The organism is Streptomyces sp. Edi4, from assembly GCF_040253615.1.
GTDB lineage: Bacteria > Actinomycetota > Actinomycetes > Streptomycetales > Streptomycetaceae > Streptomyces.
Genome location: NZ_JBEJGY010000004.1, coordinates 3,809,783 through 3,831,759, shown reverse-complemented (window position 1 = coordinate 3,831,759; position 21,977 = coordinate 3,809,783). Strand labels below are relative to the sequence as shown.

The following is a 21,977-nucleotide window of genomic DNA, read 5'->3' as shown; positions in this document are numbered from 1 at the left end:
GAGGCGCATGAACTCCAAGTGCGGTTCATCTACGCTCGGTTGGGCAGGCAGGATCGGCGACGGCGGAAGGAGCCGTGGCGCAGATGGCCGATGCGCACGACGAAGCGAGACGGCTCGGCGAAGTGATCCGCCGAGCCCGCGTGCTCGCGAAACGCTCCCAGGCGAACGTCGCCGCAACCCTGGGCTACCACCAGTCCAAGGTGAGTCGCCTCGAACAGGGCAAGGGCACCGAAGACTCCCAGGTGTTACGTGCCATCGCGCTGGAACTGGGCATTCCGCTGCCCACCGTCGGCCTCGCCGCCATCCCTGACGGCAACACCTGCGACCCCGAGACAGAAGACATGCACCGCCGTACCTTCCTCGCCGCGAGCCTCGCCGCGATCGCGACGCCCGCCCCGCCGACCGCCGGCCACCGCGACCTCATCCACTCCCTCCTGCCCGGTCCCATTCCGCCTGCGGGCGAGGGAGCGCAGGACCTTACGGAGCTGGGCAGCCGGGTTTCCACGGTCCGCCGCCTCTTCTGCACCTGCGACTACGCCGAGCTGGAGCGGACCCTGCCGCCGCTGATCACCGATCTCCGCCACGCGGCGGCCGGCTCGGCTGACGCGACGGGGCTGCTGGCCACCGCGTACCAGACCTCCGCCAGCCTGCTCCTCAAGCTCAGCGACCACGGCAATGCCTGGCTCGCAGTCGGCCGCGCCATGGCCGAGGCCGAACGCTGCGGCGACCCGGTCATCCTCGCCTCCAGCGTCCGCGTCCACGCCCACCTGCTGGCCCGCGAGAAGCACACCACACAGGCCGTCACCCTGGTCCGCCACACCGCCGACCAGCTCACCGGCGCCTACGACCAGCGCTCCCCGCGCTACCTCGCGGCCCTGGGCCTCCTGCTCCTGCGCGGCGTCACCGCGGCCAGCAGTGGCGGGGACCGCTCTGCGGCCAAGGACTTCCTGACCGAGGCGACGGACGTCGCCCGCTACGTGGCCCTGGACCGCCCCGACGCATGGGCCAACTTCAGCCCCACCAACGTCGCCCTGCACGCCGTCAGCGCGGCCAACGCTTTCGGTGACGCGCGCGTGGCCCTGGAAACGGCCGGCCCCCTCATGCGGCGCCACATCCCCGCCCCCGAGCGGCGGGCAGCCCTCTGGGTGGAGGCCGCCCGCGCTTACAACCAGCAAGGCCGCCTCGCCGACGGCTACCAGGCCCTCCGCATCGCCGAGAGCTGCGCGGCCCAGGACGTCCGCCGCCCGGCCGTCCGCGAATTGGTCGCCCATGGCCGCCCGCGACCGCCGCCGTACCCTGCCGGAACTGCACCACTTCAGCCGTCAACTGGGAGTCCCCGCGTGAGCGAACAGCCCGACCAGCAGACCAAGAAGCCCTTTCTCTACGTCGTCGTGTGCGCCTCCGGGATCGCCGGCGATGTCGGGAAGCTGATCACCGCGGCTCAGGAGGCCAACTGGGACGTGGGTGTGGTGGCCACTCCGCAGGGCCTCGGCTTCATAGACGCCGAGGCGGTCGCGGCCCAGACCGGCTACCCGATCCGCTCGGCGTGGCGCTCACCGGGCGACCCGCGTCCGCTGCCGCCCGCAGACGCCATCGCGGTCGCTCCGGCCACCTTCAACACGATCAACAAATGGGCGGCAGGGATCTCCGACACCCTCGCCCTGGGCATCCTCTGCGAGGCGCACGGCTTCGGCATCCCGACGGTAGTGCTGCCGTACCTGAACTCGGCGCAGGCCGCCCACCCCGCGTACAGCCAGAGCCTGGACCGGCTGCGCGAAATGGGCGTCCTCATCGGCTCGTACGAGCCCCACAAGCCGAAGGCCGGTGGCGGTGCCGACCGTTACCGCTGGGAGGAGGCGCTGGAACTGCTCACCCCGGTGATCGCTGACCGCGACTGATCGGCGGTGTGGAGTCGGGGAGGGCTTGCGTCGCGCAATCGGCGCGGTAATCGGTCCCTTATGGCACGCGAATGGCACGCGGCGCCAAATTGGTCTAGACAACAAACAACCCCCAGGTCGCTGACCTGGGGGTAAAGGATGGAGCGAGTGACGGGAATCGAACCCGCGCTCTAAGCTTGGGAAGCTTATGTTCTACCATTAAACTACACTCGCAAGATCGTTCCCGATGCGGGAGCGGTCGTCGCTCACTCTACCTCATGCTCGGCCCTCGGTGGGTTCACCGAGGGCCTTCGTGCTGTCGGGGGGCTTTGGCGGGGAGGGATACCCGTGCCGGGGGCGGGAGTTGGGGCGTACCGTGGAGGGGGTGCGCGGGGGCGGAGTGCCGCGTGAGGTCCCGTCTTGTTCATCCCCTAATGTGGTGGTTTCTCCGTCCGTGGTTCGTTGAGCCCTGGCGCGCCCGTCGGCGTCTGCTGGGCTTGTTGGGGAAGGGACTTGAGCGACTTGATGGACTCGTTGGAGCGCACCGTCGTCCGTTGCGCCGAAGGGCATGTCTTCACCACCGATTCGTTTCCGATGCAGCAGCTCGGCGCCGAGCGGATCGGGCCGGGCCGGCTGATCCGGTGTCCTCGGTGCGCGCGGCTGCGGCATGCCGTGCCGGTGCCGGTCGGCCGCGGCTAGGACCAATGCCGGTGACTTAGGTTCTGTCGTGCCGGGTGATGGTGACGGTGTCTGGTGCGGGTGGTGTCCCGTTGCGGTGCTCGGTCCGTTTGAGCGGCCAGTTGGACATCTTGCGTTTGATGACTCGGGGGCAGGTCCGGTGGCGGCGTGGAGGCAGCAGGCGTTCGGTGATCTCAGCCAGGGTGCGGGTCAGTGCCCGGGTGAGTCTGCCAGGGCCGCCGGGGCCAACCAGCCGCACACGGCCGCACACGGCCGCACACGGCCGCCCGGGGTCGCCCGGGGTCGCCCGGATCAGCGGTGGAGTGCAGGCGCGCGGGTCGTCCGATTGGGGCGGGGCCGCGCGCCTTGCGTATCCTCGGGGCGTGCTTCTCTCAGACAAGGACATCCGGGCCGAGATCGACTCCGGGCGGGTACGGATCGATCCCTACGACGAATCCATGGTGCAACCGTCCAGCATCGACGTGCGCCTCGACCGCTTCTTCCGGGTGTTCGAGAACCACCGCTACCCGCACATCGACCCGGCGGTCGAGCAGGCCGACCTCACCCGGCTCGTGGAGCCCGACGGTGACGAGGCGTTCATCCTGCACCCCGGCGAGTTCGTGCTCGCCTCGACGTACGAGGTCATCTCGCTCCCCGACGACCTCGCCAGCCGTCTGGAGGGCAAGAGCTCGCTGGGCCGGCTCGGGCTCGTCACGCACTCCACCGCCGGGTTCATCGACCCCGGCTTCTCGGGGCACGTCACCCTTGAGCTCTCCAACGTCGCCACGCTGCCCATCAAGCTGTGGCCGGGGATGAAGATCGGGCAGCTGTGCCTGTTCCGGCTGAGCTCGTCGGCCGAGGAGCCGTACGGCTCCGAGCGGTACGGCTCGCGTTACCAGGGCCAGCGCGGGCCGACCGCCTCGCGGTCCTTCCTCAATTTCCATCGGACCCAGGTGTGAGCATGAGCGACCAGAACGACGTACGCGAGAACCTGACCTACGAGAAGTTCGGCGGGGCCATCCGCGAGCTCGCGCAGACCATCGCCGACGACGGGTACGAGCCCGACATCGTGGTCTCCATCGCGCGCGGCGGTGTCTTCGTCGCCGGTGGTCTCGCCTACGCGCTGGACTGCAAGAACATCCACCTGGTGAACGTCGAGTTCTACACCGGTGTGGGCACCACCCTGGAGATGCCGGTCATGCTGGCGCCCGTGCCCAACGCCATCGACTTCTCCGGCAAGAAGGTGCTGATCACCGACGACGTCGCCGACACCGGCAAGACGCTCAAGCTCGTCCACGACTTCTGCGTCGAGCACGTCGCCGAGGTCCGCAGCGCCGTCATCTACGAGAAGTCCCACTCGCTGGTGAAGTGCGAGTACGTCTGGAAGCGCACCGACGACTGGATCAACTTCCCCTGGTCCGTCGAGCCGCCCGTCGTGCGGCGCGAGGGCCAGGTGCTCGACGCCTGAGCCCCGTCAGGTACGGGAGAAGGGGCCTCGCCGGTCGTCCGGTGGGGCCCCTTCGTGCGCGTACGTCCGCGCCCGGATCGGGCGCCCGCGCCTAGATCGTGCCGAGCTTGATCAGCGAGAGCAGCCCCACCAGCTGGATCGCGGACGCGCCGAGCGCCTTGGGCCAGGGCAGGTCGTGGGACTTGCTCACCATCGACGTGAACAGGGCGCCCGCCGCGAGCCAGGTCGCCCAGCCCAGGACCTGCACCACGCCGTTGTCGCCGCCGAGGAACACCGCGAGCAGCAGACGCGGCGCGTCGGTGAGGCACATGATCAGCATGGAGAGGCCGACCGTCGGCTGCCACGCGCCGTCGCCGCCGAGCTGGCGGGCCATCGTGTGCGTCACCGCGCCCAGGATCAGGCCGCCCACCACGAACACGACGCCGGTCATGAGGACCACTGGGACGGCCGTGCCCAGCTTGGTGCTGATGACGTCCTCGCGGGCCTTGTCGAAGCCGAAGATCGCCAGCATGCCGTAGAGGAACGTGACGATCAGCGCGGGGCCCCACACCGGGTGGTCCCGCATCTGCCAGAACGTCGGCCCCGGCCGCGTCACGATGCCGGACAGGAGCTCCTTCCAGTGCAGACGGGGGCCGCTCGGCGGGGCCGCGACCGCGCCCGCGCGGTAGGTGGCGCCGTCGCCGTAGGGGTCCTCACCGATGCTGAACGCCTGGGTGTGGCCCGGGTTGTTCGCGTACGGGTCCTGATCCGGGGGGTAGCCCTGGGGGCCGCCCTGGCCGGGGTAGTAGGGGTCGCCGAAGTACTCCGGCTCCTCCTGCTGGGGGTGCGGCGGCCGCTGGTGGCGCGGCTGCTCGTTTCCGTACGGTGGCCGCTCATTTCCGTACGGCGGCCCCTCGTCGCCGTAGCGCGGCGGCTGCCCCTGTCCGTACCCGTGAGGTCGCTGCTGTCCTTGCCCCTGCCCGTACCCGTACTGCGGCTGCTGCTGGGCGCCCGGCCACTGCTGTGCCGGCGCCTGCTGCTGCCCTTGCTGTCGCGGTTGCCGCGGGGGGCGGTTGGTGTCCCGGCCGCCGCGTCCCATCCTGAATCCAGCCACGAATCGAACGTACCTGTTCCGTCGGTGCCCCAACCCGGGGCGGCCGGAACCGGGCGCCTTTGCGGCTGACCTGTGACATCCCCTAGGGGACTGCCGGGGGCGGCGGTGCCGTGCCTCGCGGGCCGGACGAGAGTGCTGGGGACCACGCGAAGCGGCCGGGTCCGCCCTGGGGCAGAACCGGCCGCTCGTGTCGGGGCTCGGGGCCGTTACTTCACCGGCTCGGGCTCCGGCGCGTTCTCCGTCTCGGCCGTGCCGGCCGGGTCCACCGGCGTCTTCACCGAGTCGAGGAGCAGCTGCGCCACGTCCACGACCTGGAGGTTCTCCTTCGCCTTGCCATCGTTCTTCTTGCCGTTGACGGAGTCCGTCAGCATGACCAGGCAGAACGGGCAGGCGGTCGAGACGATGTCCGGGTTGAGGGAGAGGGCTTCGTCCACGCGCTCGTTGTTGATGCGCTTGCCGATCCGCTCCTCCATCCACATCCGCGCGCCGCCGGCGCCGCAGCAGAAGCCGCGCTCCTTGTGGCGGTGCATCTCCTGCTGGCGCAGGCCCGGGACGGCCGACATGATCTCGCGCGGGGGCGTGTAGACCTTGTTGTGGCGGCCCAGGTAGCACGGGTCGTGGTAGGTGATCAGACCGTCCACCGGGGTGACCGGGACCAGCTTGCCCTCGTCGATGAGGTGCTGGAGCAGCTGGGTGTGGTGGATGACTTCGAACTCGCCGCCCAGCTGCGGGTATTCGTTCGCGATCGTGTTGAAGCAGTGCGGGCAGGTCGCGACGATCTTCTTCGCGGACTTGGGCTTGCGAGTCGCCGGGTCCTCCTCGTCCTCGCCGTACGCCATGTTCAGCATGGCCACGTTCTCCTGGCCGAGCTGCTGGAACAGCGGCTCGTTTCCGAGGCGGCGGGCCGAGTCACCGGTGCACTTCTCGTCGCCGCCCATGATCGCGAACTTGACGCCCGCCATGTGCAGCAGCTCAGCGAAGGCCTTGGTGGTCTTCTTCGCCCGGTCCTCCAGGGCGCCCGCGCAGCCGACCCAGTACAGGTAGTCGACCTCGGTCAGGTCCTCGATGTCCTTGCCGACGATCGGGACCTCGAAGTCGACCTCCTTGGTCCACTCCACGCGCTGCTTCTTGGCGAGGCCCCAGGGGTTGCCCTTCTTCTCCAGGTTCTTGAGCATCGTGCCCGCCTCGGACGGGAACGCGGACTCGATCATCACCTGGTAACGGCGCATGTCGACGATGTGGTCGATGTGCTCGATGTCCACCGGGCACTGCTCGACACAGGCGCCACAGGTGGTGCAGGACCACAGGACGTCCGGGTCGATGACGCCGCCCGCGGCGAAGCCGCTGTCAGATGCAGCTTCGAGGGTGCCGATCAGGGGGCGCTCCGCCTCCGCGAGGGCGGCCGCGGGGACGTTCGCCAGCTGCTCCGGAGTCGCCTTCTCGTTCCCCTCCATGTCCTTGCCGCCGCCCGCCAGCAGGTACGGGGCCTTGGCGTGCGCGTGGTCGCGCAGGGACATGATCAGGAGCTTGGGGGAGAGCGGCTTGCCCGTGTTCCAGGCGGGGCACTGCGACTGGCAGCGGCCGCACTCGGTGCAGGTGGAGAAGTCGAGGATGCCCTTCCAGGAGAAGTGCTCGATCTGGGAGACGCCGTAGACGTCGTCCTCGCCCGGGTCCTCGAAGTCGACCAGCACGCCGTTCGAGGCCATCGGCTGGAGCGCGCCGAGCGCGACGCCGCCGTCCGACTCGCGCTTGAAGAAGATGTTCGGGAAGGCCAGGAAGCGGTGCCAGGCCACGCCCATGTCGGTCTTGAGCGCGACGGTGATCATCCAGATGAAGGACGTCGCGATCTTCAGGCCGGCGAAGAAGTAGGTGAGGTTCTGGAGCGTGGACAGGTCCATGCCGCGGAACCAGGCGACGACCGGGTACGAGACGAAGAACGAGGCCTCGTAGCTGTCGACGTGGTGCTGGGCGCCCTCAAGGGCGTGCAGAGTGAAGATGCAGACGCCGACGATGAGGATGACGGCCTCGACGAAGTACGCCTGTCCCGTGTTCGAGCCCGCGAACCGGGACTTGCGGCCCGGGCGCCCCGGCCGGTTCAGCTGCCGGATGGCGATCAGCGTGAGGATGCCGAGCGTCGTCATGGTGCCGAGGAATTCGACGAACATGTTGTACGGCGGCCAGTCGCCGATGACCGGCAGGATCCAGTCGGCCTGGAAGAGCTGGCCGATGGCGTTCACGATCGTCAGCAGCAGCGAGAAGAAGCCCACGGCGACGAACCAGTGCGCGACGCCGACGATGCCCCACTTGTTCATGCGCGTATGGCCGAGGAATTCCTTGACCACGGTGATCGTGCGCTGCGTGGGATCGCCCGTGCGCGTACCGGCCGGCACGTTCTGGCCGAGGCGCACGAAGCGGTAGATCTGCACGATGGCACGGCCGAACAGCGCTACGCCGACCGCGATTAGGACCAGCGACACGATGATCGCGGCGAGTTGCATGAGGGGGCTCCTCGGGCCTGCGAGGTGGGTACGGGGACGGGCTCGAAACGATTACTAAGCAGTAACTTATCCAGTCCACCTGAGCGTACCCATTTATGACGCCGCACTGTAGCCGCGCAGGCGGTGATCTGTGTCGCTCGAAGTGCCCGGAGGTGCGGCCGGATATCCATCGTGTTATTCACCACATATAGGGACATAACAAACTAACTTGGTGTCGGCCACGACGATCGAACCGAATGGGCGTCCCCATGCCAGCTCCCGCCACGTACCTGGTCACCGGTGGTGCCGGATTCATCGGCTCGCACCTCGCCGACGCGTTGCTCGGCCGGGGGCACACCGTGGTCGTGCTCGACGACCTGTCCACCGGCGCCCGCGCCAACCTCGCCGCCTCCTGGTCCGATCCCCGGCTGCGCTTCGTACGCGGCTCGGTCCTGGACGAGCCGCTGGTCGACGAACTCACCGCGCGCTGCGACGCCGTGGTCCACCTCGCGCCGGTGGCCGGCTGCGTCGGCGCCGCGGCCCTGCGGCTCGGGCGCGCCCTGCTCGTCGCGGCGGCCGACGCCCGGGGCGAGGCGGCCTCGGGGGCTGTCGTCGTCAGGTTCGGCGACACGGTCGGGCCGCGCCAGTCGCCCGTGCACGCCACCGCCCTGACCCGGCTCGTACGCCGGGCGGTGGCGGGCGACGCCCTCGCGGTGCACGGCGACGGCACCCGCGCCTGCCGCTTCCTGGACGTCACCGACGCGGTCGCCGCGCTGCTCGCCCTGCTGGCCCACCCCGGCGCGGCGGGCGGCGCGTTCGACATCGCGGGCGCCGAGGAGACGACCGTGATGGCGCTGGCCGAGCGCGTCATCGCCCGCTGCGGCGGCGCGTCCACGATCAGCCACTTCCCCTACGTCGTGGACCGCGTCCCGCACGAGACGTACGCCAGGATCCGCGGCGAGGCGGCCCGCCCGTTCGACACCGCGCCGCTGCGCGAGCTGACCGGCTGGCGGCCCACGCGCGGCCTCGACGACATCCTCGACGCGGCGATCGCCCGGGCCCGCGCCGAGGCACCCGTCGTGCTGCCCGGACTCCGAGCGCCCGCCGCCGCCCCGGCCGGGCAGCACCGCGCCTGAGAGGACGGATCCCCATGCTGCACGGGCTCGCGGCCGCCACGACCGCCCTCGTCCTGACCGCGACGCTCGCGGCGCTGCTCCGGGCCCTCATGCTCAGGTTCGGCCGCGCGGGTGACGCCACCCCCCACCTCGGCGGCGTCGCCGTGGCGCTCGCCACCCTCGGGGTGGCCTGCGCGGGACCCGTGCTCGGCGTCGCCGAACTCGGCCCCGGCGTGGCGCCGCTGCTCGCCGCCTCCGGTGGGATCGCCCTGGTCGGCCTCGTCGGCGATGTGCGGCCGCTCGGCGTACGGGTCAGGCTCGTGGCGCAGGCGGCGGCCGCGATCGCCGTGGTCACGCTCGCCGGGCTGACGCCCGGGGCGGGTGCCCTCGCCGTGCTGTGGATCGTGTTCGTCACCAACGCCTTCCAGTTCCTCGACCACTGCGACGGCGTGATGGGCGCGGTCGCCGCCGTCACGGCGCTCGGCCTCGCGGTCTGCGCGATCGCCGGGGGCCACCCCGGCAACGGGCTGCTCCTGAGCGTGCTCGCCGCCGCCCTGACCGGATTCCTGCTGCACAACTGGCACCCGGCCCGCATTCATCTGGGCCACTGCGGCGCCCTGTTCACCGGATTCCTGCTCGCCTCCTCCGCCGTCACCGTGCACGCGGGGGAGCCCGGCGGGCGCACCACCGCCGAACTCTTCGCGCTCACCGTGCTGGTGCTCACCGACACCCTGCTCGTCCTGCTCTCGCGCCGCCGCGCGGGACGCCCGGCGCTGCGCGGCGGCGGCGACCACATCGCGCACCGGCTGCGGGCGCTCGGCCTCACCACCCAGGGCTCGGCCGTGGTGCTCGGCCTCGCCTCGCTCGCCTGCACGCTCATCGCCCTGCAAATCCACGACGGACGACTCGCCCCTGTCGCGGCGGTGCCGCTCGCCCTCGTGGTGCCCGTCGCGGTGGTGCTGTTCCTGCGCGTGCCGGTGTACGGACCCGCCTCGCGCCGCCGCCCCCCGCGCGCCCGCACCCCCTCGGGCCCCGCCCCGCACACCGCCTCCGTCGACCTCGCCGGCGGCCGGGGATGACCCGCCCCGTCCACCCGCCGACACCCCCCTTCCACCCGGGAGCAGCACAGACGTGATGACGACCCTTGCGCGCCACCTGCGCCGCGCGGTGCGCCGCCTCGGCATCGACGTGGTCCGCCACCGCCCGGCGGGCCAGGACCTGGTGCGCCTGCTGCGGCGGTACGAGATCGATCTGGTCCTCGACGTGGGGGCGTACCGGGGCGACTTCGGGGCGCTGCTTCGCGAGGCGGGCTACCAGGGCCGCATCGTCTCCTTCGAGCCGCTGCGCGAGCCCCGCTGCGAGCTGCGCCACCGGGCCGGACTCGACGACGCCTGGAGCGTGCTGCCGTACGCGCTCGGCGACCGCGCCGGGACCGCCACCCTCAACATCTGCGGCGACGCGGGCCCCGCGAGCTCCTTCCTGCCGATGCTGCCGCGCCACCGCGCCGCGGCCCCCGGCGCCGCGTACACCGGCGACGTCATCGTGGAGACCCGGCGCCTGGACGAGGTGTGGAAGCAGGTCACGGCGCCGGGCGAGCGGGTCTTCCTCGCGCTGGACGTGCAGGGGTACGAGGCCCAAGTCCTGGACGGCGCGGGGGAGTTCGCGGATGAGATCTGCGGGGTGCGGATCGGGGCGCCGCTGGTGCCGCTCTTCGAGGGCGGCCGGCTCTTCGACGACCTGCTCGCGCTGGCGCGCGAGCGGTTCGGCCTGACCCTGATGTCGCTCACGCCGGACTTCACCGACCCGCGCGACGGACGGCTGCTCCACTGCGGCCTGGTGCTGCTGCGCGAGGACGCGCCGGCCCCGGGCGAACAGGTGCCCGCGCAGGTGGCCGCAGTGGTGTGAGAGCGGTACGGGAGCGGTGCGGAAGCGGTCTCCTGGGCGTACGACGACGCGGCGCCCCGCACGCAAAACCACCTCTGACCTGCACTGATGGCATTCATTGCAGATAAGTGCAGGATAAAACTTGAGTCGGCCGGACTCAGCTCTGTTGACGTGATGCGGGCCGTCATGCATCCTTGAGCCAGTTCCACTCAAGTAGTCAGTTGGAGGAATCGAAATGGCACGTGCGGTCGGCATCGACCTGGGCACGACTAACTCCGTCGTCAGCGTTCTTGAAGGCGGCGAGCCCACCGTCATCACCAACGCAGAGGGCGCCAGGACCACGCCGTCCGTCGTCGCCTTCGCGAAGAACGGCGAGGTGCTGGTCGGCGAGGTCGCCAAGCGCCAGGCGGTCACCAACGTCGACAGGACCATCCGGTCGGTCAAGCGCCACATGGGCACCGACTGGAAGATCGAGCTCGACGGCAAGAGCTTCAACCCGCAGCAGATGAGCGCCTTCATCCTCCAGAAGCTGAAGCGCGACGCGGAGGCCTACCTCGGCGAGAAGGTCACCGACGCGGTCATCACCGTGCCGGCGTACTTCAACGACTCCGAGCGCCAGGCCACCAAGGAGGCCGGCGAGATCGCGGGCCTGAACGTCCTGCGCATCGTCAACGAGCCGACGGCCGCCGCCCTGGCGTACGGCCTCGACAAGGACGACCAGACGATCCTCGTCTTCGACCTCGGTGGCGGCACCTTCGACGTGTCCCTCCTGGAGATCGGCGACGGCGTCGTCGAGGTGAAGGCCACCAACGGTGACAACCACCTCGGTGGTGACGACTGGGACCAGCGCGTCGTCGACTACCTGGTGAAGCAGTTCCAGTCCGGTCACGGCGTGGACCTGTCCAAGGACAAGATGGCCCTCCAGCGCCTGCGTGAGGCCGCCGAGAAGGCCAAGATCGAGCTGTCCTCGTCCACCGAGACCTCGATCAACCTGCCCTACATCACGGCGTCCGCCGAGGGCCCGCTGCACCTGGACGAGAAGCTGACGCGCGCCCAGTTCCAGCAGCTCACGTCCGACCTCCTGGAGCGCTGCAAGACGCCGTTCCACAACGTCATCAAGGACGCGGGCATCCAGCTCTCCGAGATCGACCACGTCGTTCTCGTCGGCGGCTCCACCCGCATGCCGGCCGTCGCCGAGCTCGTCAAGGAGCTGACCGGCGGCAACGAGGCCAACAAGGGCGTCAACCCGGACGAGGTCGTCGCCATCGGCGCGGCCCTCCAGGCCGGTGTCCTCAAGGGCGAGGTCAAGGACGTCCTGCTCCTCGACGTCACCCCGCTGTCCCTCGGCATCGAGACCAAGGGAGGGATCATGACCAAGCTCATCGAGCGCAACACCACGATCCCGACCAAGCGCTCCGAGATTTTCACCACGGCCGAGGACAACCAGCCGTCCGTGCAGATCCAGGTCTACCAGGGCGAGCGCGAGATCGCGGCGTACAACAAGAAGCTCGGGATGTTCGAGCTGACGGGTCTGCCGCCGGCCCCGCGTGGCGTCCCGCAGATCGAGGTCGCCTTCGACATCGACGCCAACGGCATCATGCACGTGACCGCGAAGGACCTCGGCACGGGCAAGGAGCAGAAGATGACCGTCACCGGCGGCTCCTCGCTGCCGAAGGACGAGGTCAACCGCATGCGCGAGGAGGCCGAGCAGTACGCGGAGGAGGACCACCGCCGCCGCGAGGCCGCCGAGTCCCGCAACCAGGGCGAGCAGCTGGTCTACCAGACGGAGAAGTTCCTCAAGGACAACGAGGACAAGGTCCCCGCCGACGTCAAGACCGAGGTCGAGACCGCCGTCGCCGAGCTGAAGGAGAAGCTCAAGGGCGAGGACTCCGCTGAGATCCGCACCGCCACCGAGAAGGTCGCCGCCGTCTCGCAGAAGCTGGGCCAGGCCATGTACGCCGACGCCCAGGCCGCGCAGGGTGGCGCCGCGGGTGAGGGCGCCGAGCAGGCCCACGCCGCGCACGGCGAGGACGATGTCGTGGACGCCGAGATCGTCGACGACGAGAAGCCGAAGGGTGGCGCCGCCTGATGACGGAGGAGACCCCGGGCTTCGAGGAGAAGCCCGACGTCCCCTCCGGCGCATCGGAAGACGCCGAGCCGAAGGCCGCCGACTCCTCGAAGGAGGAGAAGGCGGCCCCGGCCGGGGACGCAGCCAAGGACATCGCCCTTCAGGCCCAGCTGGACCAGGCCCAGACGGCGCTCACCGAGCGCACCGCGGACCTCCAGCGCCTCCAGGCCGAGTACCAGAACTACCGCCGCCGCGTCGAGCGGGACCGCGTCACGGTCAAGGAGGTCGCCGTCGCCGGTCTCCTGACCGAGCTGCTGCCCACGCTCGACGACATCGGCAGGGCCCGGGAACACGGCGAACTGACCGGCGGCTTCAAGTCGGTGGCCGAATCCCTGGAGACGGTCGCCGCCAAGATGGGCCTCCAGCAGTTCGGCAAGGAGGGCGAGCCCTTCGACCCGACGGTCCACGAGGCCCTGATGCACAGCTACGCGCCGGACGTCACGGAGACGACCTGCGTGGCGATCCTTCAGCCCGGGTACCGGATCGGCGAGCGTACGATCCGCCCCGCGCGGGTCGCGGTGGCCGAGCCCCAGCCGGGCGCGGCCGCCAAGGAAGAACAGTCGAGCGACGAGGAGAGCGGTGGCCCCGACAAGGGCTGACGCGGCGGTCATCGAAGAAGTGATCGTCCGGAAGGAGGGACGTCGATGAACACGAAGGACTTCGTCGAGAAGGACTACTACAAGGTTCTCGGCGTCCCCAAGGACGCCACCGACGCGGAGATCAAGAAGGCGTACCGCAAGCTGGCGCGCGAGAACCACCCCGACGCCAACAAGGGCGACACCAAGGCGGAGGAGCGCTTCAAGGAGATCTCCGAGGCCAACGACATCCTCGGCGACCCCAAGAAGCGCAAGGAGTACGACGACGCGCGCGCCCTCTTCGGCAACGGGGGCTTCCGGGCCGGTCCCGGCGCGGGCGGCGGCAGCTTCAACTTCGACCTGGGTGACCTGTTCGGCGGGCAGCAGCCCGGCGGGGGCGGCGCGGGGGCGGGCGGCTTCGGCGGCGGCCTCGGCGACGTGTTCGGCGGCCTGTTCAACCGGGGCGGCGCGGGCGCCGGCCAGCGCACGCAGCCGCGCCGGGGCCAGGACCTGGAGTCCGAGGTCACGCTCAGCTTCACCGAGGCGGTCGACGGCGCCACGGTCCCGATCCGGCTCTCCAGCCAGGCGCCCTGCAAGGCCTGTTCGGGCACCGGCGACAAGAATGGCACGCCCCGGGTGTGCCCGACCTGTGTCGGCACCGGCCAGGTCTCGCGCGGCTCGGGCGGCGGTTTCTCGCTGACCGACCCGTGCGTGGACTGCAAGGGCCGGGGCCTGATCGCCGAGAACCCGTGCGACGTCTGCAAGGGCAGCGGCCGGGCGCGTTCCTCGCGCACCATGCAGGTCCGCATCCCGGCCGGGGTCAGCAACAACCAGCGCATCCGCCTGCGCGGCAAGGGCGCGCCGGGCGAACGGGGCGGCCCTGCGGGCGACTTGTACGTGGTGGTGCACGTCGACGCGCACCCGGTGTTCGGGCGCAAGGACGACAACCTCACGGTCACGGTGCCGGTCACCTTCACGGAGGCCGCGCTGGGAGCCGAGGTCAAGGTGCCCACGCTCAGCGGCCCGCCGGTCACCCTGAAGCTGCCCGCGGGCACCCCCAACGGCCGTACGATGCGGGCCCGCGGCAAGGGCGCGGTCCGCAAGGACGGCACCCGGGGCGACCTGCTCGTCACGGTCGAGGTGGCCGTGCCCAAGGAGCTGGACGACAAGGCCCGCGAGGCCTTGGAGACCTTCCGCGACGCCACCGCGGGCCAGGACCCGCGGGCCGAGCTGTTCCAGGCCGTGAAGGGAGCATGAGATGGACCCCCGCCAGCGTCGCCAGCCGCCCTTCGGCGGCCGGGCGTACGAGCTGACCGACGAGACCCCGGTGTACGTCATCTCGGTGGCGGCCCAGCTCTCCGGTCTGCACCCGCAGACCCTGCGGCAGTACGACCGCCTCGGCCTGGTCTCGCCCGACCGCACGGCCGGGCGCGGTCGGCGCTATTCGGCCCGCGACATCGAACTGCTGCGTACGGTGCAGCAGTTGTCGCAGACCGAGGGCATCAACCTGGCGGGCATCAAGCGCATCATCGAGCTGGAGAACCAGGTCGCGGCGCTCCAGGCGCGGGTGGCGGAGCTGGCCGGCGCCGTCGAGGGCGCGGCCGTGGCGATGCAGCAGCGCGAGGCCCAGGTGCATGCCTCCTACCGGCGCGACCTCGTGCCCTATCAGGACGTCCAGCAGGCCGGCGCGCTGGTCGTGTGGCGGCCCAAGCGGACGTCGGAGTAGTCGGGGTAGCCGCAGGGCTCTCCGGGGCCCCAGCGCCCCCTGTGAGGCCCGTCGTTCCCCTTGTGGGGGGCGGCGGGCCTCAGGCGTCCTGGTCCAGGATGCCCGACTGGGCGATGAGGAAGCCGAGTTGGGCCCGGCTGCCGCTGCCGAGCGCGGCGGCGAGCTTGGCGATGTGCGCGCGGCAGGTGCGTACGTTCATCCCGAGCCTGCGGGCTATGGCCTCGTCCACGTGGCCCTCCACCAGGAGCTTGGCGATGGAGCGCTGGACGCCGGTGATGCCGGCCGTCTCCAGGTGGTAGGGGACCTCGTCGTCCCAGGGCACGGCGGACTGCCAGAACTGGTCGAAGACGCCGACCAGATACTGCACGAGCCCTTCGTGGCGCAGTTCCAGGGCGACTTGGCGGTCGCTGCGGGCCGGGATGAAGGCGATCTTCCGGTCCATGATGATGAGCCGGTCGATGATCTCTTCGAGGGTGCGCACCTCGAGCCCGTACGGCGCGATCCGTTCCACGTAGCCGATGGTGGCGGAGTGGTGGCGGGCGGTGTGCTGGTAGAGGGTGCGCATCTCGACGCCGCGCGCCACCAGGGGTTCGATGCGGCGCAGCCCCGCCTCGAAGCTCTCGGGCCTGCGTCCGCTGCCGGGCTGGATGACCAGGAGCTCGTCGGTGCACTCGTCGATGACGCGGTCGAGGGTCGCGTTGATCAGTTCGAGGCCTTCGAGGACCGTGATCGCGTGGGTGCCGGAGCGGTCGGGGGTCGCGATCGCCATGAACGGCTCGAACGTGCCGGCCAGGGCGATGGAGAGTCTTCTGCGCTCCTCGATCTCCCGTTCCAGGGGCTGCGTCAGCGAGTTGAGCACCACCGTGGGGGGAACCGGGCGCAGCAGTTCGGCGTCGTCCGGATCGGGGCGCAGCAGGGTGAGGTCGGTCAGGCACGGGGCGGCCTCGGCGTCCGACCGGGAAATCCCGCCCGTACGCAGGGCGAGGGCGTACAGCGCCGTCCCCGTCTCGCACAGATCGACCGGGCCGTGATCGTGTCCTATATGCCCCTGTTTCAACCTAGTTGCACCCCCCTCATGCTTTTGAATTACAGGAACATGATGCCTGGCCGCGCTGGTGCAAGTGGTCGGAGTGAGCCATCGTCGTATCCGCGGGGGGAGGTAATGATCAAAAGAGGTGGAGATCGGCCATGAGCAGGATGGTTCGAGCACTAAGCACGACAGCCGTTGTGGCGGCTGCTCTCTGCGCTCTCTCGGCGCCTGGGGACATCACTTGGGAGTCCCACCCCGCGAAGGCGGATGTCACGACCGCGTCGGACATCACCTGGGAGATCGCACCCAAGGTCGCGACCATAGCCGGTGACATCACCTGGGAGGTGGCGCCCAAGGCCGCGCCCGGTGACATCACCTGGGAGACCGCGCCCAAGGGTGCGGCGCCCGGTGACATCACCTGGGAGGACGCTCCCGCGGGTGCTGTCGCATGAGCTTCCCGCCTGACGACCGTACTTTTCGTCGCGAAATGGCCACGGCCTACCGCTCTGGGTGGCATTTCATCGACCTCGCCACAGCAGTCCCCCACCGTGGCGATTCGTTGATGGTCACCCTGCTCGGTGAGCCCGTCCTGATCGCCCGTGAGGACGATGAAGACGTCCGTGCCTACCGGTGCCTGCGCCGGCCGCGCGGGGCGCCGCAGCCCATCCGCTGCGTGGTCCGCTACGGCATGGTCTTCGTCAACCTCGACCAGCGTGACCATCAGCTTTTCGAGTCGGAGGCTCAACCCGATTCATCCACCGCCACCCCCCGCAGTGCCTGACGCGATCCCCCGTCGTTGTACATCGCGCAGGTGCTTCCCCCACACAGCGGCGCCATCGTGGACCTGAACACGGTGGCGCCGCTGTGCTGCCCGGGCCCGGCCCGCGGCCCTCTCAGGCGTTGCCCATGGCCCGGGTCAGCCTGATCTCGATCAGCACCCGCTCCGGGTTGACCCGGGGCGTGCGGTAGCGCTCCGCGTACCGCGCCTCCGCGTCCGCGATCAGCTCGGGCTCCGTGCGCACGAACGCCCGGCCCTCCAGGGTCGCCCAGCGCGCGCCCTGAAGCTGGCAGAGCGCCACCCGCGCGCCCAGCGGGTCCGCCGCCGCGGCCGCCGCCACGTTGGCCGCCTTGCGGCTGGTCCCACTCGTGATCACCCGCGCGATGCCCGCCTCCGGGTCGTAGGTCGCCCCGACCGGCACCACATGCGGCGAGCCGTCGGGCCGGTGCGTCGTCAACGTGCAGATGTGGCGCTCGCGCCAGAAGCTGAGATAGCCCTCACCGGGCATGCGTACATCGATGGCCATGGGGTGAAACCTAGCCCCCGCGCACCCCGCTCCCTGCCTTGAGCGGAATGGACTCAACTTTGTGTACGTTGGAAGGGTCATAGGCAGGGCCGTCATGACCGACGACGTACGACGAGGAGGAGCGAACGCACGTGGACGCCGAGCTGACCAACAAGAGCCGGGACGCGATCAACGCCGCGAGCAGCCGGGCCGTAGCCGGGGGCCACCCCGATCTGACCCCCGCGCATCTGCTGGTCGCGCTCCTGGAAGCCCAGGACAACGAGAACATCACCGACCTGCTGGCCGCCGTGGACGCCGACCAGTCCGCCGTGCGCGCAGGCGCCGAGCGGATCCTGGCCGCGCTGCCCAGCGTGACCGGCTCCACCGTCGCCCCGCCGCAGCCCAACCGCGAACTGCTCGCCGTCATCGCCGACGCCGCGCAGCGCGCCAAGGAGCTCGGCGACGACTATCTCTCCACCGAGCACCTGCTGATCGGCCTCGCGGCCAAGGGCGGACAGAGCGGTGAGACCCTGTCCCAGCAGGGGGCGAGCGCGAAGAAGCTCCTTGAGGCGTTCGAGACGAGCAGGGGAGGGCGCAGGGTGACCACACCCGACCCGGAGGGTCAGTACAAGGCGCTGGAGAAGTTCGGTACGGACTTCACGGCGGCCGCCCGCGAGGGCAAGCTCGACCCGGTGATCGGCCGGGACCAGGAGATCCGCCGGGTCGTCCAGGTGCTGTCGCGCCGCACCAAGAACAACCCGGTGCTCATCGGTGAGCCCGGCGTCGGCAAGACGGCCGTCGTCGAGGGCCTGGCCCAGCGCATCGTCAAGGGCGACGTGCCCGAATCGCTGAAGAACAAGCGGCTCGTCTCGCTCGACCTGGGCGCGATGGTGGCCGGCGCGAAGTACCGCGGCGAGTTCGAGGAGCGCCTGAAGACCGTCCTGTCCGAGATCAAGGAGAGCGACGGACAGATCATCACCTTCATCGACGAGCTGCACACCGTCGTCGGCGCGGGCGCAGGCGGCGACTCCGCCATGGACGCGGGCAACATGCTCAAGCCGATGCTGGCGCGCGGCGAGCTGCGCATGGTCGGCGCCACCACGCTCGACGAGTACCGCGAGCGCATCGAGAAGGACCCCGCCCTGGAGCGCCGCTTCCAGCAGGTCCTGGTCGCCGAGCCGAGTGTCGAGGACACCATCGCGATCCTGCGCGGGCTCAAGGGCCGCTACGAGGCGCACCACAAGGTGCAGATCGCCGACAGCGCCCTGGTGGCCGCGGCGACCCTCTCCGACCGCTACATCACCTCCCGCTTCCTGCCCGACAAGGCCATCGACCTCGTCGACGAGGCCGCCTCCCGGCTCCGTATGGAGATCGACTCCTCGCCCGTCGAGATCGACGAACTCCAGCGCTCCGTCGACCGGTTGCGCATGGAGGAGCTGGCGCTCAAGAACGAGACGGACGCCGGCTCGCTCCAGCGCCTGGACAAGCTGCGCAAGGACCTCGCGGACAAGGAGGAGGAGCTGCGCGGGCTCACCGCGCGCTGGGAGAAGGAGAAGCAGGGCCTCAACCGGGTCGGTGAGCTGAAGGAGAAGCTGGACGACCTGCGCGGCCAGGCCGAACGCGCCCAGCGCGACGGCGACTTCGACACCGCGTCCAAGCTCCTGTACGGCGAGATCCCGGGCCTCGAGCGGGAGTTGGAGGAGGCCGCCGAGGAGGAGGCCGAGCAGGAGAAGTCCAAGGACGCCAAGGACACGATGGTCAAGGAGGAGGTCGGCCCCGACGACATCGCGGACGTGGTCGGCGCCTGGACCGGCATCCCCGCCGGTCGTCTCCTGGAGGGCGAGACGCAGAAGCTGCTGCGCATGGAGGGCGAGCTGGGCAAGCGCCTCATCGGGCAGACCCAGGCCGTCCAGGCGGTCTCGGACGCGGTGCGCCGCACCCGGGCCGGCATCGCCGACCCCGACCGGCCCACCGGCTCGTTCCTCTTCCTCGGGCCCACCGGCGTCGGCAAGACCGAGCTCGCCAAGGCGCTGGCCGACTTCCTCTTCGACGACGAGCGGGCCATGGTCCGCATCGACATGAGCGAGTACAGCGAGAAGCACTCGGTGGCTCGCCTGGTCGGGGCGCCCCCCGGTTACGTCGGCTACGAGGAGGGGGGCCAGCTCACCGAGGCCGTCCGGCGCCGCCCGTACTCGGTGGTCCTCCTGGACGAGGTCGAGAAGGCCCACCCCGAGGTCTTCGACATCCTGCTCCAGGTCCTGGACGACGGACGCCTGACCGACGGACAGGGCCGCACCGTCGACTTCCGCAACACCATCCTCATCCTCACCTCCAACCTGGGCAGCCAGTACCTGGTGGAGCCCTCGACCAGCGAGGAGGAGAAGAAGCAGCAGGTCCTGACCGTGGTGCGGGCGTCCTTCAAGCCCGAATTCCTCAACCGCCTCGACGACCTGGTGGTCTTCTCCGCCCTCACCAAGGACGAGCTGTCCCACATCGCCGGGCTCCAGATCGGCCGCCTGGCCAAGCGCCTGGCCGACCGGCGCCTCACCCTGGACGTCACCCCGGCCGCCCTGGAATGGCTCGCCGACGAGGGCAACGACCCGGCGTACGGGGCGCGCCCGCTGCGCCGTCTGATCCAGACCGCCATCGGCGACCGGCTCGCCAAGGAGATCCTGGCGGGCGAGGTCAAGGACGGCGACACGGTGCGGGTGGACCGCTTCGAGGACGGGCTGATCATCGGGGCCGGACCCCGCTGACGGCGGCTTCCGCGGCCCGGCGCCTTCCCGCCCCCGGGCACATCCGGCCACCCGGGTCCGATTGAGTCAGCCGGGAGCGGATACCCGGGGACGGGGCTTGCCAGTCCTGCCCCGGCATGGGGGAGGATGACCGGAACCGTACGAAGGAAGATTCACGATGACCATCGACCCGTCCTCGATTCCGAATTTCGGGGCTCAGCCCGGCCCGCAGCCCGGCGCCCAGCCGTCCGGCCCCATCGTTCCCGACCAGGACCTGGTGAAGCAGCTCCTGGACCAGATGGAGCTCAAGTACGTCGTGGACGACGAGGGTGACCTCGCCGCGCCGTGGGAGGATTTCCGTACGTACTTCATGTTCCGCGGCGAGGACGACCAGCAGGTCTTCTCGGTGCGGACGTTCTACGACCGGCCGCACAGCATCGACGACAAGGTCCAGATCCTGGAGTCGATCGACGACTGGAACCGCCGCACCCTGTGGCCCAAGATCTACACGCACACCCACGACGACGGCACCGTGCGCCTCATCGGCGAGGCGCAGATGCTGATCGGCACCGGGGTCGCCCTGGAGCACTTCGTGTCCTCCACGGTGAGCTGGGTGCGCGCCTCGATCGAGTTCGACAAGTGGCTCGTCGAGCAGCTGGGCCTGGAGAAGGACGTCGACGGCGGCGAGGGCGAAGCGCCCGGGGCGGCCGACGCGGAGTGATCCGGCCGCCGGCGCCTCACAGCGCCATCGTGGCCAGCGTCAGCAGATAGGCGCCGTAGCCGAACGAGAGCCCGGCCAGGGCGACGGTCACCGCGACCGCGGCCCTGGGCCGGGCTCTCGTCAGCGCGAGCGCCACCGGCAGGAGCAGCGGGAAGGCGGGGAGCAGGAAGCGCGGTTTGGACTCGAAGTAGCCCGCGCCGCCCACCGCGATCACCACCAGGACCGCCGAGTACACCGCGAGCGGCAGCGAAGGCCGGTCCAGGACGTACAGCGCGAGGAGCACCGCGAACACGCCGGTGATCAGCGCGGCCATCGGGAACCCCAGATCGTGGGGGACCCGCGTGAGCCGTTCGACGAAGGCCAGCGAGCCCGCGCCGAAGTCGAACCGGGACGTCCAGCCCGCCTGCACCGCGAAGTAACCGCCGAACACATCGCCCTCGCGCGCCCCCACCCACAGCACGTAGCCGCACCAGCCGAGCGGCGCGAGCAGCGCGCCCGCCCACGGCCGCCGGGCCCGCCACCCCCTGCGCCACAGCTCCCACCCCGCCGCCGCCATGACGGCGGCGGCGACCGCGACCGCGTTCGGCCGGGACAGGCCCGCCAGCAGCGCGAGCGAGCCCGCCCACACCCAGCGGCGCGTCACGACCGCCCACAGCGACCACGCGGCGAACGCGGTCATCACGGGCTCGGTGTAGGCCATCGTCAGGACGACGGAGTGCGGGAGCAGCCCCCACAGGAGCACCAGCACGGTGCCCACCCGCCGCCCGTACAGGCGCTCACCGAGCAGATAGATCCCGCACGCGGCCGCGGCCGCCGCCGTCCAGGACACCAGCAGGCCCGCCGTGCCGCCGGTGACCGGAAGGACGGTGGTCACGGCGCGGATCAGGGCCGGATGGAGCGGGAAGAACGCCAGGTCGCTCTGGACCGTGCCGTCCGGCCAGAACAGGGTGCGGCCATAGCCGTGGGCGGCGATCCGGGTGTACCAGTCGGCGTCCCACGCGGTGGCGAGGCGCGCACGCGGTGAGATGCCCCGGTGGTGGGCCGCCGCCACGAGCACGAGCAGGCCGCTCAGCCGCGCCGCGGCGAAGAGCCCGAGCGCGGGCGCGGCCCGGCGCAGCGCGGCAATCCAGGGCGCCGCGCCCATGCTCCCGAGGGTCCCGGCGGCGGCGGGGGCGGGGATCTCGGCG

At 70.5% G+C, this 21,977-nt stretch carries 20 protein-coding genes, 1 tRNA gene and 1 pseudogene; 16 read left to right on the top strand and 6 right to left on the bottom strand.

The window, feature by feature from the left end; all coding sequences use genetic code 11:
* Positions 1-83 precede the first annotated feature (83 nt).
* A pseudogene (locus tag ABR738_RS19440) lies at positions 84-1,344 on the top strand (helix-turn-helix domain-containing protein).
* A complete protein-coding gene (locus ABR738_RS19435; RefSeq protein ID WP_350231252.1) occupies positions 1,341-1,898 on the top strand; it encodes a flavoprotein in 558 nt (185 codons plus the stop codon). Before ABR738_RS19440 ends, ABR738_RS19435 begins: the two are co-directional and overlap by 4 nt.
* Positions 1,899-2,037: 139 nt before the next feature.
* Here ABR738_RS19435 and ABR738_RS19430 read toward each other — a convergent pair.
* Positions 2,038-2,111, bottom strand: a tRNA-Gly gene (locus ABR738_RS19430).
* A gap of 279 nt (positions 2,112-2,390) precedes the next feature.
* Here ABR738_RS19430 and ABR738_RS19425 point away from each other — a divergent pair.
* The 3 genes from ABR738_RS19425 (at position 2,391) to ABR738_RS19415 (ending at position 4,023) form a co-directional block, all read left to right on the top strand.
* A complete protein-coding gene (locus tag ABR738_RS19425) occupies positions 2,391-2,576 on the top strand; it encodes a hypothetical protein (protein WP_350234902.1) in 186 nt (61 codons plus the stop codon).
* A gap of 362 nt (positions 2,577-2,938) precedes the next feature.
* Complete coding sequence (gene dcd, locus ABR738_RS19420) at positions 2,939-3,514, top strand: dCTP deaminase (protein WP_267058858.1); 576 nt, start codon at positions 2,939-2,941, stop codon at positions 3,512-3,514.
* A gap of 2 nt (positions 3,515-3,516) precedes the next feature.
* Positions 3,517-4,023 (top strand): phosphoribosyltransferase, encoded by a 507-nt coding sequence (locus ABR738_RS19415; protein WP_350231251.1) that lies wholly within the window; start codon positions 3,517-3,519, stop codon positions 4,021-4,023.
* 91 nt (positions 4,024-4,114) lie between these two features.
* Here ABR738_RS19415 and ABR738_RS19410 read toward each other — a convergent pair whose 3' ends face one another.
* Complete coding sequence (locus ABR738_RS19410) at positions 4,115-5,116, bottom strand: YIP1 family protein (protein WP_350231250.1); 1,002 nt, start codon at positions 5,114-5,116, stop codon at positions 4,115-4,117.
* A 206-nt stretch (positions 5,117-5,322) separates the two neighbouring features.
* Positions 5,323-7,614: a (Fe-S)-binding protein gene (locus ABR738_RS19405; protein ID WP_350231249.1), complete on the bottom strand. Its 2,292-nt coding sequence runs from the start codon at positions 7,612-7,614 to the stop codon at positions 5,323-5,325.
* 248 nt (positions 7,615-7,862) lie between these two features.
* On the opposite strand from ABR738_RS19405, the gene ABR738_RS19400 reads away from it, so the two are divergent.
* The 7 genes from ABR738_RS19400 (at position 7,863) to ABR738_RS19370 (ending at position 15,021) form a co-directional block, all read left to right on the top strand.
* Positions 7,863-8,729, top strand: coding sequence for an NAD-dependent epimerase/dehydratase family protein (locus tag ABR738_RS19400; RefSeq protein ID WP_350231248.1), 867 nt, complete (start codon positions 7,863-7,865; stop codon positions 8,727-8,729).
* A gap of 14 nt (positions 8,730-8,743) precedes the next feature.
* Positions 8,744-9,787 (top strand): MraY family glycosyltransferase, encoded by a 1,044-nt coding sequence (locus ABR738_RS19395; RefSeq protein WP_350231247.1) that lies wholly within the window; start codon positions 8,744-8,746, stop codon positions 9,785-9,787.
* 55 nt (positions 9,788-9,842) lie between these two features.
* The gene (locus ABR738_RS19390; RefSeq protein ID WP_350231246.1) at positions 9,843-10,613 is read left to right on the top strand and encodes an FkbM family methyltransferase; all 771 of its coding nucleotides are present in this window, start codon (positions 9,843-9,845) and stop codon (positions 10,611-10,613) included.
* Between the two features lie 214 nt (positions 10,614-10,827).
* Entirely contained in the window at positions 10,828-12,681 is a 1,854-nt protein-coding gene (gene dnaK / locus ABR738_RS19385; protein ID WP_350231245.1) for a molecular chaperone DnaK, read from the top strand.
* Positions 12,681-13,319, top strand: coding sequence for a nucleotide exchange factor GrpE (gene grpE, locus ABR738_RS19380; RefSeq protein ID WP_350231244.1), 639 nt, complete (start codon positions 12,681-12,683; stop codon positions 13,317-13,319). The genes dnaK and grpE overlap by 1 nt, the downstream gene beginning before the upstream one ends.
* A gap of 45 nt (positions 13,320-13,364) precedes the next feature.
* A complete protein-coding gene (dnaJ, locus tag ABR738_RS19375; RefSeq protein ID WP_350231243.1) occupies positions 13,365-14,552 on the top strand; it encodes a molecular chaperone DnaJ in 1,188 nt (395 codons plus the stop codon).
* A 1-nt stretch (position 14,553) separates the two neighbouring features.
* Positions 14,554-15,021 (top strand): heat shock protein transcriptional repressor HspR, encoded by a 468-nt coding sequence (locus tag ABR738_RS19370; RefSeq protein WP_350231242.1) that lies wholly within the window; start codon positions 14,554-14,556, stop codon positions 15,019-15,021.
* 79 nt (positions 15,022-15,100) lie between these two features.
* Here ABR738_RS19370 and ABR738_RS19365 read toward each other — a convergent pair whose 3' ends face one another.
* Positions 15,101-16,000, bottom strand: coding sequence for a helix-turn-helix transcriptional regulator (locus ABR738_RS19365; RefSeq protein ID WP_502964228.1), 900 nt, complete (start codon positions 15,998-16,000; stop codon positions 15,101-15,103).
* A gap of 248 nt (positions 16,001-16,248) precedes the next feature.
* Here ABR738_RS19365 and ABR738_RS19360 point away from each other — a divergent pair, with 248 nt between their 5' ends.
* The gene (locus tag ABR738_RS19360) at positions 16,249-16,503 is read left to right on the top strand and encodes a 5'-nucleotidase (RefSeq protein ID WP_350231240.1); all 255 of its coding nucleotides are present in this window, start codon (positions 16,249-16,251) and stop codon (positions 16,501-16,503) included.
* Positions 16,500-16,832 carry a (2Fe-2S)-binding protein gene (locus ABR738_RS19355; protein WP_350231239.1) on the top strand — a complete coding sequence of 111 codons (333 nt, stop codon included), beginning with the start codon at positions 16,500-16,502 and terminating at the stop codon, positions 16,830-16,832. The genes ABR738_RS19360 and ABR738_RS19355 overlap by 4 nt, the downstream gene beginning before the upstream one ends.
* Positions 16,833-16,944: 112 nt before the next feature.
* On the opposite strand, the gene ABR738_RS19350 is transcribed toward ABR738_RS19355, so the two are convergent.
* Positions 16,945-17,355, bottom strand: a complete 411-nt coding sequence (locus tag ABR738_RS19350) for a pyridoxamine 5'-phosphate oxidase family protein (RefSeq protein WP_350231238.1) — start codon at positions 17,353-17,355, stop codon at positions 16,945-16,947.
* Positions 17,356-17,486: 131 nt separating this feature from the next.
* Between ABR738_RS19350 and clpB the strand changes: the two genes are divergently transcribed.
* Positions 17,487-20,090 (top strand): ATP-dependent chaperone ClpB, encoded by a 2,604-nt coding sequence (gene clpB / locus ABR738_RS19345; RefSeq protein ID WP_350231237.1) that lies wholly within the window; start codon positions 17,487-17,489, stop codon positions 20,088-20,090.
* Between the two features lie 157 nt (positions 20,091-20,247).
* Entirely contained in the window at positions 20,248-20,790 is a 543-nt protein-coding gene (locus ABR738_RS19340; protein WP_350231236.1) for a type III secretion system chaperone family protein, read from the top strand.
* A gap of 16 nt (positions 20,791-20,806) precedes the next feature.
* On the opposite strand, the gene ABR738_RS19335 is transcribed toward ABR738_RS19340, so the two are convergent.
* Complete coding sequence (locus ABR738_RS19335; RefSeq protein ID WP_350231235.1) at positions 20,807-21,934, bottom strand: glycosyltransferase family 39 protein; 1,128 nt, start codon at positions 21,932-21,934, stop codon at positions 20,807-20,809.
* Positions 21,935-21,977: the final 43 nt, after the last annotated feature.